General features: G+C 40.1%; 8 protein-coding genes. 7 read left to right on the top strand and 1 reads right to left on the bottom strand.

The features are described 5' to 3' along the window. Positions 1 to 27: 27 nt before the first annotated feature. The 7 genes from BT999_RS06220 to BT999_RS06190 all read left to right on the top strand — a co-directional run bounded on the left by BT999_RS06220 (position 28) and on the right by BT999_RS06190 (position 18773). Positions 28 to 678, top strand: coding sequence for a DapH/DapD/GlmU-related protein (locus tag BT999_RS06220; RefSeq protein WP_072696904.1), 651 nt, complete (start codon positions 28 to 30; stop codon positions 676 to 678). A 394-nt stretch (positions 679 to 1072) separates the two neighbouring features. Then, positions 1073 to 2617 carry a TolC family protein gene (locus BT999_RS06215; RefSeq protein ID WP_072696903.1) on the top strand — a complete coding sequence of 515 codons (1545 nt, stop codon included), beginning with the start codon at positions 1073 to 1075 and terminating at the stop codon, positions 2615 to 2617. A 62-nt stretch (positions 2618 to 2679) separates the two neighbouring features. Beyond that, positions 2680 to 3468 (top strand): efflux RND transporter periplasmic adaptor subunit, encoded by a 789-nt coding sequence (locus tag BT999_RS06210; protein WP_072696902.1) that lies wholly within the window; start codon positions 2680 to 2682, stop codon positions 3466 to 3468. 3 nt (positions 3469 to 3471) lie between these two features. Then, positions 3472 to 4818 (top strand): efflux RND transporter periplasmic adaptor subunit, encoded by a 1347-nt coding sequence (locus BT999_RS06205; RefSeq protein ID WP_072696901.1) that lies wholly within the window; start codon positions 3472 to 3474, stop codon positions 4816 to 4818. Next, a complete protein-coding gene (locus BT999_RS06200; RefSeq protein WP_072696900.1) occupies positions 4803 to 6938 on the top strand; it encodes a site-2 protease family protein in 2136 nt (711 codons plus the stop codon). The genes BT999_RS06205 and BT999_RS06200 overlap by 16 nt, the downstream gene beginning before the upstream one ends. Before the next feature lie 193 nt (positions 6939 to 7131). Continuing rightward, positions 7132 to 18417 carry a cadherin-like domain-containing protein gene (locus BT999_RS06195; RefSeq protein WP_072696899.1) on the top strand — a complete coding sequence of 3762 codons (11286 nt, stop codon included), beginning with the start codon at positions 7132 to 7134 and terminating at the stop codon, positions 18415 to 18417. Positions 18418 to 18545: 128 nt separating this feature from the next. Continuing rightward, the gene (locus tag BT999_RS06190) at positions 18546 to 18773 is read left to right on the top strand and encodes a sunset domain-containing protein (RefSeq protein WP_072696898.1); all 228 of its coding nucleotides are present in this window, start codon (positions 18546 to 18548) and stop codon (positions 18771 to 18773) included. Positions 18774 to 18799: 26 nt separating this feature from the next. Here BT999_RS06190 and BT999_RS06185 read toward each other — a convergent pair whose 3' ends face one another. Beyond that, positions 18800 to 19555 carry a tRNA lysidine(34) synthetase gene (locus BT999_RS06185; protein WP_072696897.1) on the bottom strand — a complete coding sequence of 252 codons (756 nt, stop codon included), beginning with the start codon at positions 19553 to 19555 and terminating at the stop codon, positions 18800 to 18802. Between the last annotated feature and the right edge of the window lie 151 nt (positions 19556 to 19706).

The following is a 19706-nucleotide window of genomic DNA, read 5'->3' as shown; positions in this document are numbered from 1 at the left end:
TTATGATGCTATATATCGGAGTACATCATGCACCTACAGGCACAAGCCTCTCAACCTGATTCAACAAAATTATCAAAACAACCAAGTATATCAAATGATACTAATGTGCATAATACCACTTTTGGAGCTTGGGTAGAAGTCGGTGAACGCTGTATTTTAAATAATGTAGAAATAGGCGATTATTCTTATATTCAAAATGATTGCGATTTAATGTTTACAAAGTTGGGAAAATTCTGCTCTATCGCTTCTCATGTGCGTATTAACCCCAGTAACCACCCTTATTGGCGACCGACTCTACACCATTTTACCTATCGCCCCGGTAAATTTGGTTTTTCTGAAGACAATATTGACCAAGAAGTTTTTGAATGGCGTGCAGGTGATAAAGTTACAATCGGGCATGATGTTTGGATTGGACACGGTGCAATAATCTTACCCGGCGTTAATATTGGAAACGGAGCGATTGTCGGAGCTGGTTCTATTGTTACCAAAGATGTTTCCGCTTGGTCTATTGTTGTTGGTAATCCTGCTAAATTTTTGCGTTTTCGTTTTCAAGATGAAAGTATAGGTGCTAAACTTGAGCGTATCGCTTGGTGGGATTGGAACGACGAGAAAATAAAAGAAAATCTAAAACTCTTTCAAAAAGATGCAAAAGAGTTTGTTGAACATTTTGATATATAAAAAAACACTACCCAAGGGGCTTACTTAAGAAATAAACTCAACAAAACAAAAAATATAAGATTGATGAATATCTGCATATTTTTTTCATAAAAAACTTGAAATATTATTTTTTGCTATACCTACAACAACAATCTATAAAGCAATATAGATATTTAAAAGCGTATTCAATATGATATTGTTATTATATGCCTATAAATTTATTGCATAAAAAAATAATATCATGTATAAAAACTGACTTAGTGTATCTTGTATATAATAAATCTAATGATTAAAGATACTAATATACAATAAGAAATGGTTATTTTTGTCAAAATATGACAATGGCACTCTCAATGCTCATTCAATACAATACACGCCATTTCAACCAGTAAATCAGCTTTTTAGGACAAACCCAATGTCGCAATATTTTACTTCAAAACATAATTCTTTTTTTTGTAGCAAATCGACTTTCATTTTTACAATATGTTTAAGCGTCTTGTTGTTGCTTCAAGGCTGTGCAATCAAACCACAACCGATAAGTCAAGCCGAACATGAAGAGCGTGTGGCGAGTGATCGTCAACAATTATATGTTAATCAAGAACCCATACAAGGTCCTCTTACTCTTGAAGAAGCTATCGCCAGAGCCTTAAAATATAATTATGATCACCGCTTAGCCTTGATGGAATCAGTATTTCAAGACAAACAACTTACCTCTGCCAACCTTGCCATGCTACCAAAGTTAGCCGCAAACGCAGGCTATTCCAATAGAGACAATGATGCGGCCTCTTCATCTATTTCTTACGAAACTCGCAAAGAAACTTTAGAACCATCGCTTTCTTCCGAAAGAGAAAAACGTAGCTTTGATCTTACTCTTACTTGGACTATGCTCGACTTTGGTCTAAGTTATTTTCAAGCAAACCAACAAGCAGACAGATTGTTGATTATGCAAGAACGTAAAAGACGCGTTGTTAATAATATTGTCAAAGAAGTCATTGCTGCTTACTGGAAAGTGCTTAGTGCCGATAAACTTTTACCTATCGTTGAACAATCAATTGCTGATAGCGAAAAAGCCCTTAAAGCTTATAGCACCATTCAAGAACAAAATTTAGACTCCCCTCTTGAAACCTTGCAACATCACAGAGACCTGCTTAATATAATAAGTCATTTACGCCGTATTCAAGCAGATTTAAAAATGTCGCGTATAAGATTGGCGGCACTAATCAACTGCCCACTCCAGACTTCTTTTACTCTCGCCGAACCAGATAAAGAAATGTTAACACCTCCCCCTCTTTCCGTTTCACTCGAAGAAATGGAAAACAAAGGACTCGCCTTTAGACCGGATCTTAGAGAAGAAGCCTACCAAGAGCGTATTGATAAAACAGAAGTACATAAAGAAATCGTGCGTATGTTACCGGGTGTTTCTGTCTTTACCGGCTATAATTATGAATCAAATAAATTTTCTTTACACAATACTTGGGCTGAGATAGGGGCAAAAACAACTATGGGGTTGTTTAACCTGATTACAGGCCCGGCTCAAATAAGGGCCGCAAACACCAAAGTCGAAGTAGCCAAAACCAGACGCTTGGCTCAAACCGTTGCCGCACTTGTTCAAATAAACCTAAGCTATTATCAATATCAAGAAGCATTAGAAGAATTTCAACATGCCAAAGAAGTAAGTCGCATAGAAAAAGCAATTTATAACATCGCTCGCAACGAAGAAGAAAATCAGGCTCAAAGCGAACTTGCACTAATACGCAGTTCTGTTGATGCCGTAAGAGCCCAAATAGAACAAGACAGAACCCTCTCTGATGCTTATATGCTTTGGGGTAATATGTATTTTTCTGTTGGCGGAGACATGGTTCCGGCAGGCATTGAACAAGGCGAACTAAAACAAATGACAGATGTCATTCACCAAAAAATAGCACTCTGGTGGCAAGGTAAATTACCCTTTGAGGAGTAAAACCCGAAGAGTAAAACCTAAAGAGTAAAACCCGAAGAGTAAAGCCTGAGGATTAAAATCTTATGAATATACGCCTTTATACTTGCCTAAGAATATTTTTTTTCTTGGTCATCAGTACAAGTATTGTACATTTATTGGGCAATAACAGCAACGCCACGGAACAAAATAATCCCGACAAACCTATGCCGACTTTTCGAGTACAGGTAAAATCTTTAAACCATACAGTAATTTCAAGCCTCATGGCGGGACAACTTTTAGAAGTTAACGTACTTGACGGCGAAAGCTTTGAAAAAGGTCAACAACTGGCATCATTAGATTGCAGCCTGCCAAAGGCTCAACTTAAAAGGGCAACGGCAACCTTAAACAAACACGCCGCCCTTTATGAAACAACTCAAAAGTTACAACGCTTAAAATCTCGCAGCCCTCTTGAAATGGAAATTGCCAGAGCAGAAAAAAATCAAGCAGAAGCCGAACTTGAAATGGCAAAACAAATGATAAAACGTTGTAACGTTAATGCTCCTTTTTCCGGTCGAGTCGCAGAACGCATGGTACAACCCAATCAATTTGTCAATGAAGGTCAACCCATGTTTACGCTCGTAGACCCAAATTCTTTGGAATTAGAGTTTATTGCCCCTTCTATATGGTTGCCTTGGTTCAAGCCGGGTTATAAATTTATCGTACATATTGACGAAACCAATAAAGACTATCAAGCCGAACTTGTGCGACTTGGTGGAACAGTTGATGCGGTTAGCCAGTCGATCAAAGCCTATGCACGTTTTACCGAAGCCCATAGTGAATTGTTACCCGGAATGAGTGGCGGTGCAATTATTAATTCTCTAGACGGAAATTAGCTTGTGCCTAACTCAAACACACAAAACGCCTTATTAAGGCTAGGTGTTTTATTACAACTGCAAAAACGAGCTCAAAAGGCATCGTCCAATGAATTGCCTTTTGTCTTTGTAAACGAAACCAGAACTCTTGTTCCCTATCGTCAAGCAGTGTTTTGGAGTTATGACTCAAAAAGAACATGGAGAGTTACTGCGGTTTCAGGGCTTTCAACACCAGACCAAGGAGCCCCTTTTGTTTTGTGGTTACAAGAGTTGGCAAAAGAGTTTGAAGGGTTAGGGTTACATACTCAAACCCAAATGATACAAGCCAATATGTTTCCACAAAAACAAGTATCGGCTTGGCAAGAATGGCTTCCACCAGAGGGGTTATGGTTACCTTTTTTTGTTGGGTCAAAACTAATAGGTGCACTGGCATTATTTAGAGAACAAGCCTTTCGCAAAGATGAACAAGAATTACTTGAACATCTTTGTGGTTGTTATGCGTTATGCCTTCCCCGTAAATCTGAACAGACAACCTTAGTCAAACTTAAAAAAACATTAAACTCATCAACTAAACGCTTATGGTTGTTACTGTTTATTTTTATTCTTTTATGGATACCCGTGCGTCAATCAGTCCTTGCTCCCGCAGAGGTTATCGCCGTTCAACCGGTGCATATCAGGGCCGGTTTAGACGGCGTAGTAAAAGAGTTTTTTGTTCAACCCAATCAGAAAGTTTCTATAGGGACTCCCCTAATAGCCATGGAAGACGACCAACTGAAAACAAAAATTACGGTTGCACAAAAAAGTATTGACGTAGCTATGGCAGAATTGCAACAAACTCAACAACTAAGCCTTACAGATCCTCGTAGTAAAATACGCCTGCCCATGCTACAAGGGCGGATAGCACAACTCGCCGCAGAGCTTTCACTGGTTCGTTCTCAACTTGAAAGAGTTGTAATTATAAGCCCGTCAGAAGGGATTGTCTTGATTGACAACCCGAGTATATGGCTTGGAAGACCCGTAAGAATTGGGGAAAAAATAATGGAACTTGCCAAACCTGAGGCGGTGCAATTGGAGATAACCCTGCCTATAAGCGAGAGCTTGCCCCTGCAACAAGGCGACAGTGTATTGTTTTTTTCAAATATATCACCACACTCACCTCTATCAGCCACGCTTGATTATATTGGCTACCAAGCCTCAGAATATCCGGCAACGGGATTGGCTTTTACGCTAAGAGCAAAACTACTCCCAGGTCAACCCTTACCCAAACTTGGTTTACGTGGTACGGTTAAGCTCTATGGCGACCGTAGCCCGTTTATTCTATTAATACTCCGCAAACCGATTTTACAGGTAAGACAATGGCTGGGGCTATAGAACCACAAACAGTCCCCCAGTGGCTACCGTTACGCAATGAACTGCGAATTAACCAAGGACCACCCAGCAAACACGGAGCTCCAAGTTGGACGTTGCATGATCCGAGTGCTCATCGTTTTTTTAGGTTAGGTTGGCTGGAATTTGAAGTATTATCTCGTTGGCAATACGGCACAACTCAGGAAATATTACAGTCTATTATCCAAGAAACAACAATGCAACCAAGTTTAGAACAGGTTCAGGCTGTTTATGACTTTGCCTTGCGAAATCAGCTCGTACAAACATCTTCACAAGAAGATAGCGAGCGACTTGTCTCAATTAAACAACTTTCCATGACAAGTATTGGACATAAAATACTTCATGGATACTTGTTTATGCGAATACCCCTTCTCGCCCCCGATCATTGGCTTGAAAAAAGTTTGCCATATATACGTTGGGTCTTTACTCGGCGTTTTTTATTCGGTCTTGTTCTTTTGATGTTTTTTAGCCTCTATTTGGTTTCACGAGAATGGACAGTGTTTTTAACTCAACTCACAAATTTATGGAGTTGGCAACAAAGCCTTATGATTATTGCCGCTTTGGGGCTTGCTAAAAGTGTACACGAATTAGGTCATGCCTTTGCTGCCAAACATCTTGGTTTGAAAGTTCCACGTATGGGTCTGGCTCTAATGTGTTTTACCCCTGTTTTATGGACAGATGTAACGGAAGCATGGAAATTGCCAAACAAAAAAGACCGCTTACTTGTCGATACGGCAGGGATCTGGGCAGAACTCACCCTTGCTACTTTAGCCGCCCTTTTATGGCCTTTATTCCCTCAAGGGGCATTTAAAAGTTCTTTATTAACGCTATCTGGCGTTACTTGGCTTGCAACAATTACGGTTAACGCCAATCCGTTTATGCGTTATGACGGATATTACATACTGTCAGATTTATGGGATATTCCCGGACTACAACAACGCTCCTTTGCTCTCGCTCGTTGGCATCTGCGTGAATGGCTCTTTGGGTTCGGCGAACCAGTTCCGGAAGCTTTAACACCGGGACAAAGAACGCAATTAATTCTTTATGCCTATGGAACTTGGTTTTATCGCTTCTTTTTGTTTATGGGAATAGCCCTATTGGTATATCATATGTTTTTTAAAGCCCTTGGGCTTGCTCTTATGCTTGTTGAGCTTATTTGGTTTATTGCCCTGCCTATATATAAAGAATTTCGCTATTGGTATTCGAAACGAACCAACATCAAACTCAATCTAAAATCTTTACGCAGTATCACACTCACTTTAGGTCTGATTTTAATCTTTATTGTTCCTTGGAATACGAGAGTAAAAGGCTCTGGAATTTTAGCACCAGAACATATTGCCACACTTTATATTCAACAACCGGGGATCTTGCTTGAAAAATTAGTTGATTCCGGCGATCAGGTTGAAAAAGATAAAATATTGTTACGTTTTACATCGCCAAACTTAGATAAACAAATAGCACTAATGAGACAAAAAGTAGAAACCTTACGTTTAAGTTTGGCAACTTCAAGTCTTGATTCCGAACTGCGAACTAGTTATACAATAGACTTACAAGAAATGCAGGCGACGACATCTGAGTTAAACGGACTGCTCCAAGCTCAAGAGCGTCTTACTCTTTTAAGTCCTCTAAACGGAACTTTACATGACCTTCCATTATGGTTGCAAAAAGGGGTTTGGGTACCTGAAAACACTCAACTTGGATTAGTAGCAAGCAAAAAGTCTCAAGTAACCGCATATATAGCAGAAGAAGATTTAGGACGCCTTCAGCTTGGTGCAAGTGGTATTTTTTATCCTATTAGCGGTTATTTTCCGCCAATTCCCCTTAAAGTTATCTCTATAGAAACAGCGGCAGTCAGAGATATTATACATAAAGAACTTCCTTCAACAACAATTGGGGGAATTATCCCCGCAAGACAGGGTGCAGACAAACGTATTGTGCCTGAACAAGCCTTATATAAAGTAGTCTGTAGCGTTGAAACCACAAACTCTCTTCCCCCTCATTCCTTAAGCGGAACTGTTAGCTTAAAAGGTTTACGCCAAAGCTTAGCCGTGCGTTTATGGCAGGCAGGCGTTGGCATAATAATTCGTGAAAGTGGCTTTGATTAAGCCCTAAATAAAAACCATCACAAAGCTATGTTTATTTTTTTAATCTATTAACCTTATTAAATTGACAATAAATCATCTGTGATATATTTTGTATAATGGTCAATATGTTTTTATAGTGCCAAAACTATTAATAATAAATTTTTCAGACAGATAAGGCACAAACTATTTTTGCATAAAAACAACGGAGGTTCCTATGTTGTTTCGCTCATATATTAAAAAAATAACCAAACTTTCTTTATCAAAATCATCACCTAATAAACAGCCCCTTGCCATGCACTCTATTCTATTAGCTCTTGAACCTCGCATGGTTTTTGATGCTTCTTTAGTCGCAGGAGCTGAGGCTCTGAATAATGAAGCCCACGTTGTGAATGATCAACCCACAGAAAGTCATGAGCAAACTGAACAGACTACTCCGTTTGAACAAACAGCAGCAAGCAGCATGGAGATAACTCCGGCAAGCGGAGACTGGAATGCCGACCCTGAGCTTGATTTCAGTAGCGGAACGTTTACTGTTAACGAAGATATCTTACTAACTATAGGCGATGGAGGTATAACTCTTAACGATACTGATTCCGACAACTTTCGCATTACTATTAAAGTTGATCATGGAACTTTAGCTCTTGACTATGTCGCAGGCGTAATAGGAAATCAGTATAATTTTAATGCCGACAAAAGCGAAGTTAGCTTTGAAGCCGATAAAGAAACCGTTCAAAAAGTATTGAACACCCTAAAATATCAGGCAAACAAAGACTATAACGGAACAGATTCATTACAAATATCCGTAGAAGACGGAGAAAACAACTGGAAAAAAACTGATTTTACTCAAGATATTACAATAAATTCCGTTGCGGATAAACCGTTTTTTATCGATTCAACGACCTTACAAGATAGCACTCAAGCCGATGAAGACGTGCAAAGTTCTTTAGTCTTCAACCACGGAACAAAAGAAAATCCTGATTGGAAAGCTCTTAAAATTGATGATGCTGATGGAACAAGTGATAGATACAATATTGAACTGCGTATTAAAAACGGAACGCTCTCAGGCACGGGGCTTGGAACAGGCACACAAGACGTAGATAGCCTCGTTTATAACTTAAACGATAAGACTCTTACTGAAATCAATGAGATATTAGAGAGCTTAAAGTTTCAAGGCAACAAAGATTTTTATGGTAAAGCTGATTTTACTCTTAGTATTACCGACACCGACCCAACAATTTCCAATGATCCACTTGTAAAAACCTTTGAAATTGACGTTTTGGCTGTTAACGACGCCCCTGTTCTTAAACCTGCCGATGCAAACGATAGAGATAATCAGCTTACCGTTGCGGAAACAAATGATAACGGTAGGTTATCAGAGGGAGTTTTAACTCTGAAAAACTTTAATATTGATCATGACAACAGCTCGTTGCCTAACGCCGACAACAAAATTCTCCTTTTTGATGTAGACAACAACCTTGAACAATTAATGATTAAAGTAGACAGTATTCCGCAACAAGGTACTTTGTGGCGACAAGTGGGCAGTACATGGATAAAACTTAGTGTAGGTAGCACCTTTTCTTTGATGGACGTATATAAGGGCAACGTAAAATACTCCCACAACACAAGCCTTCAAGTCAACGAAGCTCTTGATCCCGGTAGTTCTCAAGATCATTTTAATTATTCTATAGTTGATGGTGCCGGCGGTAGTGGAAGTTCCACTATGTATATAGCCTTAGAACCAGTTAACCAAGGACCAACTCTTGTTACAGACGGCGGTATTATCGAAGCTTATGAGGGAGAACAAGGCATAAAATTTTCTTTTAGCGTACAAGACCCCGATCAATCTCCAAGCTCCGATTATAAAGTCCATTTTACAGAATTGCCCAATGAAGCATATGGTTTTTTTTGGTATTCTGTTGATGGATTAGCATACGAAAAAGTAACAACAAGTACAGAAATTTCTTTAGAAGCTGTACAAAAAGGATATTTGCGTTTTAACCATTCAGGAAAAGAAACGGCAATCGGTACTTTCAATTTTAAACTTGAGGTTAGCGATGATGGCGGTGGAGACTCAAACGGATCAAAAACCACAGCATGTTCTTTAAGTATGAGCATATTACCAAATAACGACCACCCTGAATGGAATTCGTCTGTTAAAAACCTGTGGTCAGACAACACACACACCGTTACCGTTAATGACTCACGTAAAATTCCAATAAACAATAGCTTTTTAAATGCACAAGATAGCGATTCAAGTGATGCCAATATTACCTATACCGTAAATTATAACAGTAGTGTCGGAACTCTGCTTTATGATACAGGACAAATAGATGGTGGTAGTGGAAACCCTATTTACCGTGTGATCGCAAGCGGAGAAAAGGTTTCACAAGCCGATATTAACAGCGGTAACGTTAGTTGGTGGTTTAACGGAGACGGTAACCAAAGCACAGATCTAACTTTTATTGTGCGTGATGGTTCTATAACTGCTACACCCGTTCCAAACGATGGCGATCAGCCTTTAGACTATCCTTATACAGGCAGTTCAGCCAGTGGTTGGGAACATGGTCAAGGCTCTCACGAAGGCGCTATAGGAACATGGCAAGAAACAAGCCCGGGTTCAGAGAGCTACAAATGGGTTCCAACGTTGCATACCCTCACCTTAGTTTCAAAAGATATTCTTCTGACAGAAGAAATTCCCGATAATACTATTGTTGTTGACCCAATTCCTAATTTTAAAAGTGATCAAAATACTGCTTTAGTTGATGAAGGAAAAAATACCAAGCTCACTGAAAACATGCTTAAAGCATGGTTTAAGGATCAAAGGAATGGCAATACCGACATACTCCCGACCGACCCGGCTGGTAACCCTGAAAATCTGGTCTATCGTATTGAAGGCATGACCGAACAAGGACACTTGGCAATCAGCACTGATGGTGGATCAACCTTTACCATTCTTGGCTTATACAGTTCTTTCACCCAACAAGATATTATTAACGGTAAAGTTTATTATATTCATAACGGTTCTGAAATATTTCATGACAGTTTTAACTTTTCCCTATCTGACGGAAGAAACGAAGCTATTAACACAAACGATAACTCAAAACTTTTTGAATTAAAATTTGATATAATACCTTTAAACGATACCCCAACAGCCAGTAAAGGAACTGACGTAACCGTTAAAGAACACGACCAAGATAACGCTCAAACAACCACAGCCGGCGGTATAGCCACAATAACTACAAGTAATATCGTAATTTCAGATGTAGACGGAACAGGCGAAAAAAGTGGAATAGGCTATGCTACTCCTAACGACCTTTATATTATTATTACCCAGCTCCCAACAAACGGAACTTTGTATTTAAACGGCACGCCTATAACTGCCCTCACCGACCTTACCGACCTTTCTAATATAAAAGACGGCGAAGGTTATTCTAGTTGGAGCAGTAATTCAGCGATGAATGGTATTACCGTAATCAGTCTTGCGGATATTAAAGCAGGAAAGCTGACTTACCAACACAATGGATCAGAAAACTATTCCGACACCTTTAGCTATTTTGTTTCAGATAACAAAGGAATAGACCAAGCCCACGCCTCGGAACAAAACGGCGGAAGCGTAAACGGATCAGAACAAGCCGTAAATATTGTGGTTACGCCCGTTAATGACAGACCGGAACTTGAACAGCCGGCAACGCCATTTCAACTTGATGAAGGTGCTACAGCGACTATTACAGACGCTAATATAAAATGTGTTGACCCTGACGGAACCCCTTCGGCTATACAATTTATTGTTACGGAAATTCCAAAATATGGAGAACTAACTCTAAATGGTAAAGTTCTTGGTGTTGGTTCTGTTTTCACCCAAAAAGATATTAATGACGAAAAAATACAATACAAACATAATGGAAGTGAAGACCATACCGACTCTTTCAAGTATAAATTAAGCGACAGCATTTATATGGCGTCTGACAGCGAAGCGAGTACCTTTGAAATTAATGTAACTCCGATCAACGATGCCCCAACTGTAGAAGTTCCTAATATTATTTATGTAGAATCCATTGCCGGCGGTGTTATCGTCGGAGGTATAAAAATTACCGACCCTGATTACGGTTCAAATAACCAATATGACGGAGCAAGCGATACGGGTATTAAAAACGACGAGATGACCGTAGAGTTAACCCTTAGAGACCCAAATGGTTCTGTCCTTGACCTTTCTAAAATTGAGTTGTTCTTTTGGGACGGAACTCAATTTATTGATCTTAACGCAAACCGCAATGGCAATACTTATACCCTTGTTGGAAGTTTCGAACAAATTCAAACTTGGCTTTCTCAAGTTAAAATACAGGCAAAAACCGACTCAGGGACAACTTACGATCCTAATGGTGATATACATCTTGATATTACCGTTCACGACGGGGTATATAACGATACTACACTCTCTTGGGAAAATGCTAACGGTAGTGGCGATACTAATGTGTATAGAGTTAATGGTACGGTAAAAGTTTATATCAGCCCAGTAAACGAAGCCCCCACAATAAAAACAGGTAGCCCAACCAGCCTTACAACAAACGAAGACGGTAGCGCCATAGCCGTTAAAGACGGTATTAACCCTATTTTCATAGAAGATATTGATGCCTTTAGCCGTATGGGTAATAGTATTACCCTTACGGTAGAACACGGTATTTTACTGGTAACGCCAATAAGCGGACCAAGCATTACAGGACGTGGCTCTAATACGCTTACCATTACAGGTACGCTTGACCAAATCAATTCTGTTTTGGCGTCTCTTCAATATAAAGCTAATGCCAATTATAATGGTTTAGACGCTATAAAATATATCGTTAAAGATAACGCCAACTCCGGTTCGATTTCCTCAACCTTTAACAATGAAAATCATACTGCCCATAACGAACAATTTAGATATGACACGGGAAGAAAAGACGCAGGCAACAACATCATATATGGGCTTGGGGTTTACGGAATAGTCGATATTGAGGTTAAGGCGGTTAACGATGCTCCGGCTATAAAAGCACCTCAAAAAGTGTTTATTACAGAACCGCTGATCTTTGGCGGAGTAGACGAATTAGGCAATCCGGCACGCATTGAACTTTCGGATATTGATATAACAGGATCAGGAACTTATATAAATGATACCCTTACTCTTACTATTAATGTAGATAGTGGCTGGCTTGAACTGGCGGACATTGACCTTAACGGCGTAACAAGAATAGGTGCTGCCACCGGTTATCAAACTCTGACTCTACAAGGTAGCTTAAGCGACCTAAACAATGCCCTTGCCAAGCTCGGTTACAGCCGATTAAACTGGGGAGATAATATCTCTGTAACATTAACGCTTACCCTTTCAGACGTGGCAAACACTAATGAATCAAACGGTAGCACAGATATAGGCTCAAAACTTACCGCCAATCATACAATAACTATAAATTGTAATAACAATAACAATGCCCCAACTATAGACTTGCCTGATGTTACAGTTCCCGAAGACGATGTGGAAACTAAAATATTTAACGGAAGCGAGACAATAACCCTTTACGACCAAGACACTTTCGATGGGCAGGTTTTTGCCAGCATAAGCGTTGGGAATGGCACTTTAAACATTACTCAAACAGACTTGATAAACGCTGAATTTATTTTTAGTGGCAACCCAGCTTTACAAGATAAATTTAGTATTTCCGCTGATGGTAAAACTATTTACTTTAAAGCCAGTATTGACAAAATCAATGCGGCTCTAAAAGAGATACGTTATAAAGCTCCTGATAACTATAACGGCAAAGATAGCGTTAAGGTTTATGTTAACGACTGTGGCTTATGGGGTGATGACCTTGGAAACATCTCAGTCCCCATACCAACAAACCCTTTTGGACTAACGGGAACAGGTCTGGCTTCTGAGCAAACAAGAACTATTAATATTACCGACGTCAACGACGCCCCTACTAGCAGTAACACCAGTAAAAACTTCTGGGACAACTCCGGCTCCACCCAGGGCGATCTGGAAGACACCACAACTCCGACCGCAAAAACAGTAAACAATTTATTTGGCACTATGTTCCAAGATACACCCGACAACCAAAAGACCGTAAACAACCCAACAGGTTCAGAAGCCCACAACTTCGCAGGGATTGTGATTACTGACAACACTGCTGCCCCCACCCAAGGTACTTGGCAATATCATGACGGCACAAACTGGGTTGATATTACAGGTGTTTCTATTGCAAGCGGTCTGTATCTTTCCAAAACTACTGAAATACGTTTTCTGCCAAACGCTAATTTTAACGGAACGCCCGGAACTTTAAGCGTCCGTCTGGCTGACGACAGTACCAACAACCTGAGCACAGGCAATACAGTCGACTTGTCTGGTGTGAGCAGTAGCGGAGGCACAACCCGCTATAGTGCCAGTACTATTTCTCTTTCTAACTATATACGCCCGGTTAACGATGCCCCGGTGGCTTCCGGTTCCGCCACCCTTGCAAACATTTCAGAAGATGCAACCAACTCCGCAGGAAACACGGTAAGCAATCTTTTTACTAGTAACTTTAACGATATAAAAGATAGTTCATTTGGGTCTTCCGCCAATGTCCTTGGCGGAGTTGTCTTGGTGGAAAATACCACCCCGTCAAGCAAGGGCATTTGGCAATATTCCACAAATAGTGGCTCAAGTTGGACAAATATTCCGACTGATTTAAGCGAAAACAGCGGTCTTTTTTTAGCTTCAAACGCCAAAATACGTTTTGTACCGGTGGCTGATTATAACGGAACACCAGAAGCTTTAGTAGCTTATTTGGCAGATAACAGCACAACTTTACCTACTAATGCAACAAGAGTTAACATCTCAGGTTTAAACCAAGGTGGAACTACCCGCTATTCTGATAGTTCAGTAAACCTTACAACGACAATAAATCCCGTTAACGATGCCCCGACTCTCAAGGGTGGCGCAACCATGCCCTCTAACACCATTAGCGAAGACAGCGGAGCCACCACACGCATGGTCAGCGATCTGTTTAACAACCTATTTAACGACTCTAAAGACGATCAAACAACCAAAGGCGGTAGTAACCCAAACTCTTTTGCGGGAATTGCCATTACTGCTATAAACACCAGCTTAGGCACATGGGAATATTCAACCAATAGCGGTATGAGTTGGACAACCATCAGCGGGGTTAACGAAGCAAACGCTCTGTTTTTAAGCTCAACCACCATTATCAAATTTACCCCGGCTGCCAATGTCAACACCTCCGGCGAGGTCAACGGACTCACCGCCAGACTCGTTGATGACTCCAGTGGCACTCAGCCGGTCAGTGGCACTAACTACGACGTCTCCAACTCAGGGGGAATCACCCGCTATTCCGATGTAAACAACGCTGTTCTCTGGAAAATAGACCTCACCCCGACCAACGACGCTCCGACTATCGCTACAGGTAATGAAAGCGTTACTCTCAACCACACCGAAGACACCACCACCACTAAAACTGTTGACGAACTCTTTAAAAACAGCTTCAGTGATGCCAAAGACAACAGCGGTGGAAGTATTGCTAACAGTTTTATGGGTATTATTATTACCGATAATCTAACCACAAGCTCCCAAGGGCAATGGCAATATTATATCGGATCAAGTTGGGTTAATTTCCCAAATAATATTTCCGAAACAAGTGGTCTATATCTTGCCAAAAATACCCAAATACGCTTTGCACCAAGCCCAGAATTTAACGGTACAATTGGAACACTTTCTCTCAATCTGGTAGAAAATGGAACAACAACTTACGCAACAGGCACGCAATATGATGTAAGCGGAATAAATATTGGTGGAACTACCCAAATAAGTGATAACTCCGTAACCTTACTAGGTAGCGTAACCGCCGTTAACGATGCACCTGTTGCCAGTAACACGGGCGATGTTACAATGTCCGACATAGCCGAAGATATAGCGACCGCCTCAAATAACGGTCAAAGCCTTTCAAGTCTTTTGAACGGACGTTTCAGTGATAACAAAGATCAGATACTGAGTGGTTCTTCGTCAAACATCTTTGATGGGGTAGCAATTGTAAATTACACCGCCGTACCAAGCAAAGGACAATGGCAATATTTAGATGGTGCAACTTGGAAAAACATTCCCACTTCAACCGCAAATAATGCCTTTATTTTGCTAGACCCCAATACCATGTTGCGTTTTAATCCGGCGGCTAACTTTAACGGCTCAGTTCCCGATTTAAAAGTAGCTCTCATTGAAAGCGGTAACTCGTTTACTAACGCAACAAGCGAAAACCTCAGCACCGCCTGGTCAAGAGGTGGCTCTAGCCACGTTTCCGTCGAAACTATAACCCTTAAGCAAACGGTAACTGCTGTTAACGATAGCCCGACTCTTTCCAATAATAATCAAGTAAACCTCACTTCCATTAACGAAGATACCACCAGTCAAAACAATGGTGGAAGTTCGGTTGCGTCTCTGTTTAGCGGTCGCTTTTCCGATATTAAAGACAATGTCGCGGGGGGTTCGGAAGCCAATGCTTTTATCGGTATCTGGGTGGATAGCGTGGCAACTGAGGCCACCAAAGGTCAGTGGCAATATTACGATTCGAGTGCCTTATCTTGGGTGAGCATTACTCAAGGTATGTTTATACGCAGTGATGTGAATATTCGTTTTCAACCAGTAGCCGACTATAATGGTCAACCAACAGCTATGTCCGTTCGCTTGGTGGAATCAAACATTCCGGCTAGCCAATATACTAATCCTAGCCAGTGCGATTTGACTACGGGAAGCAACTATGCTCTTGCTGCCCTACAACAAAACAGCGTCAATCGCTATACCGACGCCTTAAACGTGGGTATTACGGTAACGGCGGTTAACGATGCCCCAATAGCCGATAATTCAAACACTGTTACTCTAGGCGCCGTCAATGAAGACAGCACAGCCACGGGAGACACAGTAAACAACTTATTTAGTTCACTTTTTGACGACACTAAAGACAACGTTAGTGGTGGTTCTTCTAGTAACACCCTGGCTGGTATTATTGTTAAAGATATTACCCAAGACGCAAATAAAGGCTTGTGGCAATATTCCATTAACGGAACAACTTGGATAAATATTAGTGCCAATATGTTTATACAAAGTGGACACCTTATTCGCTTTCAACCCGAAACAGACTTTAACGGAACGCCCAACAACCTTACCGTACATTTAGTTGAAAATTCAGGAATTTATTCTGGAACTTTACCAAACAGCGGACCAGGTTACAGCCTGAGCAACACAGGGGGCTCTTCGGCTATTTCAAGTAATTTTATAACCTTAACAACCACAGTTACAGCTATTAACGATGCACCAACTTGGGATTCTACTGCGTTTTCACCCCTGGAAGGTCCGAGCGGTAACCATTTCATTTATGGCGGAGGGCTGGACCTAGATAGGAGCAACTCTGCAAGCAGTGATAATTTTTCCATACCCAAAACAGTTAACGACCTCTTTGGCTCGGCATTTAATGACAGCAAAGACAATATTACGGGCGGTAGCTCTGCTAATACTCTAAACGGGGTTTGGGTAACAGGTATCTCAGGAGAAAGCACACTTGGAACGTGGCAATATTCCACTGATGGCACAACCTGGACAAATATCAGCTTAGCAAATAACGACGCCCTGTTCTTGGCAAGTTCTACCTTTATTCGCTTTGCCGCCGACATAACAGTAGACTTAAATGTTGGAACTTCACCACATATCGGGTTAAACGTAGCTCTTGCCGATTCTAGCGAAAATATTACAAATGGTACAACAGCAGCTGATATAAGTTCTAATCGTGGGGGAAATACTGCTATTTCTGAAAAATCTATCCCGCTATGGTTGACTATTCATCAGCTGAATTACGCACCGACCGTAAGCAATATCAGCAGCGTAACAACTACAGAGCGATCAGCAGTCAATCTGGCACCGAGTATTACAGTCTCAGACTCTGACCTTGACCACCAAACCAACACCGAAAACTGGAGCGGTGCTTCCATAACCCTTAGCCGAAACAGCGGAGCAAATAGCGATGATGTCTTCACTAACGGTTCAGGGCTTTCGGCTCTCAATCAAGGTGGACAACTGATCATAGGCGGTCATCATATTGGAACAGTAACTCGCAATAGTGGCGGTGTGCTTGTTCTTACTTTTAATAACAATGCAACAAGTGCTTTGATCGCTAGCGCTTTACAAGCGATAAACTATACCAACACCTCACACAACCCACCGGCAAGTGTTGAGTTAAAATGGTTAGTTGATGATGGAAACTACGAAAAAAATGGTTTCTTCCATCAAGGAGACAATCAGCCGGGACAAAGCTCCGGTAAAACTTCTACCACACAAGTGGTTTACATTACCCCAATTAACGACAACCCAACCGCCAAAGATGACGTCGCAAAAATCAGTAGCGAAAGCAAACAAGCACTACAAGGCTCTGTTATTGATAATGATTTTGACTATGAAGGGGCGGTAAGCGTTAACTCTTCCGATGCACATCTTGCTAAATATGGAACTCTTACTATTAATGCCGACGGTAGTTATAATTATATTATCAACTCGCTACACCCAGCTATAGCCGGACTAAAACCCGGAGAAAGTTTAATTGAAACAATTAACTATACTATTAGAGATGCTAGCGGGGCTTTAGCAACAGCCACCTTAACAATTAATATTGAAAAACCATTACCACCACCAGTAATAGTCGATGAGAGCAACTCTCAAAAAAATAAAGAGTCGCTACCTGACAACAATGAAAGGCAACATATAGATAACGACACCACACACAATACATCCATAGCAGCCGACAAACCTGTTGTGCGAGAAGCTGCTCTATTCCAAGAAACGTTGGATCGTTCAACAAATCACAGTCTTATTTCGTTGGCTCAAAGCCTTCGCAATATGGAAAGTAATCTTGAACGAGCTCAAATTATTATTTCAGGACAAATGGGCGACCAAATGATTTTCAGCGGATTTGAACAAAAGTTTTCATTACCTGAAAAACTTTTCCGCCACAGTCTAGCAGGTGAACAACTCGCCTATATAGTCAGCTTAGAAGACGGAAGCCCGCTACCCGAATGGTTACACTTTGATATTCGCAGTTTAAGTTTTTATGCTAACCCTGATCAAGCCATGCAAATTCCGCTCAGCATAAAAATTATAGCTACCGATCGCTTTAATAACAAGGCAGTCAGCATCTTCCGCATCTATGTTACTAAGTCAGAGAAAAGTGAAATTCTTCAACCTGATAACTCACAAGAAAAAACGGAACAAGCAACCGATAATCCTCAAGAAAAAAATAATACGTTAGAAGGACAGCCAATAGAGCAAAACACAAACGAAGAGACAAATACAAAAACCGAAGAAAACAAAGCTCAAGAAATATCGCTTACGCTAGGTAATCTCGACCTTGCAAGCCAAATATCAATGCAAGGGCAAAAAGGCTTATTGTATAAAGCTCAAGAATCTTTACGCAACTTAATCGAATATCACGGCTAAAAAACTAGAAGTAAAAAGTAGCAGACGATATTTTTATTGCTTTTAAAAGAAACAGAGTATAGATTTGACTAAATCAAATAAATAATCATCTCTAAAACTATTAAGCAATATCTTTATGAGTTTATTTTATGCTTAAAAAAAGTATAAAAATATTTTTGCTTTCTGTTGTTGTCTTCTTGATGCTTTTAAGTTCAATACAAGCACAAAAAATCCTTTATAAAGGCAATATTGAATCAAAAATATATCATGCACCGCATTGCAGATTTTACGACTGTAAAAAGTGTACTGCTTCTTTTGACTCAAAACAAAAAGCAGAACAAGCGGGCTTTAGACCTTGTAAAGTTTGTAAACCTTAAAGCTTAACGATTAATTTTAGCTTAAATTATTCGTTGTTTAATAAAGCCATATGTTTTTCTAATTGCCAACGCACAAGCCCATTACTGATATTTTTTCTGCGATTTTTATGCCCATCACAAAAAATATTCAAATCTTGCATAATTTTTGCCCTGTTGCTTGTTCCGCTAGAAGGACAACTATTTTTGCTTATTGGCAACTTCCAAGCTTTTGCGGCTTTTTCAATAATTTTCTTTTCTAACAACATTAATGGTCTAATTATTTGTAATGTATTCCTAAAAAACGGTTCAGCCATAGACATTCCCTCTACTCTGCCCGTTTGAAATAAATTCATTAAAAAACTGCTGACTAAGTCGTCTGCGTTATGTCCAAAAGCTAAATGGCTTAAATTATATTTACCACATAACTCAAACAAACGCTTACGTCTTAATTTTGCACATAAAAAACAAGGAGAACCAGTGCGATTTTCTTCTGAGTGAGCCCTCGGACCATGATCGGTCAGCTCCATATGATACGGAATGCCTTCGCTTAACAACCATTCTTGTAAAATAAGGTGGTCATTAGGGTCAAAACCCGGGTTAATATGTAGAGCGAAAAGTTCAAATTTAAAAGGGAGTATACTTTGGCGAATTTTTAAAACTTTCATAAGTACATAACTGTCTGCCCCGCCAGAAACAGCCACTCCTATGCGTGAACCGCTTTTAACCATTTGCATTTCTTGCATTAGTTTTCCGGCTGCCTTAATGCATTGTGCTTGTACATAATTAACCTGATGACGACTCATTAAAAATCCTATATCATATTAAAATATTGTTTAAAGTTTAAATCACATTTTTTATAAAAGAATAATCTTATTGCGGTAAATTAATAAATTACATATTTATAGTAAATATATTAGTAAGATTTGTTCAAATTTAAGATATTGCTAAAATAAC

Origin of the sequence: Desulfovibrio litoralis DSM 11393, from assembly GCF_900143255.1 — a bacterium.
Lineage (GTDB): Bacteria > Desulfobacterota > Desulfovibrionia > Desulfovibrionales > Desulfovibrionaceae > Frigididesulfovibrio_A > Frigididesulfovibrio_A litoralis.
Note: the sequence above shows the minus strand (reverse complement) of the source record. Positions and strands in the feature narration are given on the sequence as shown.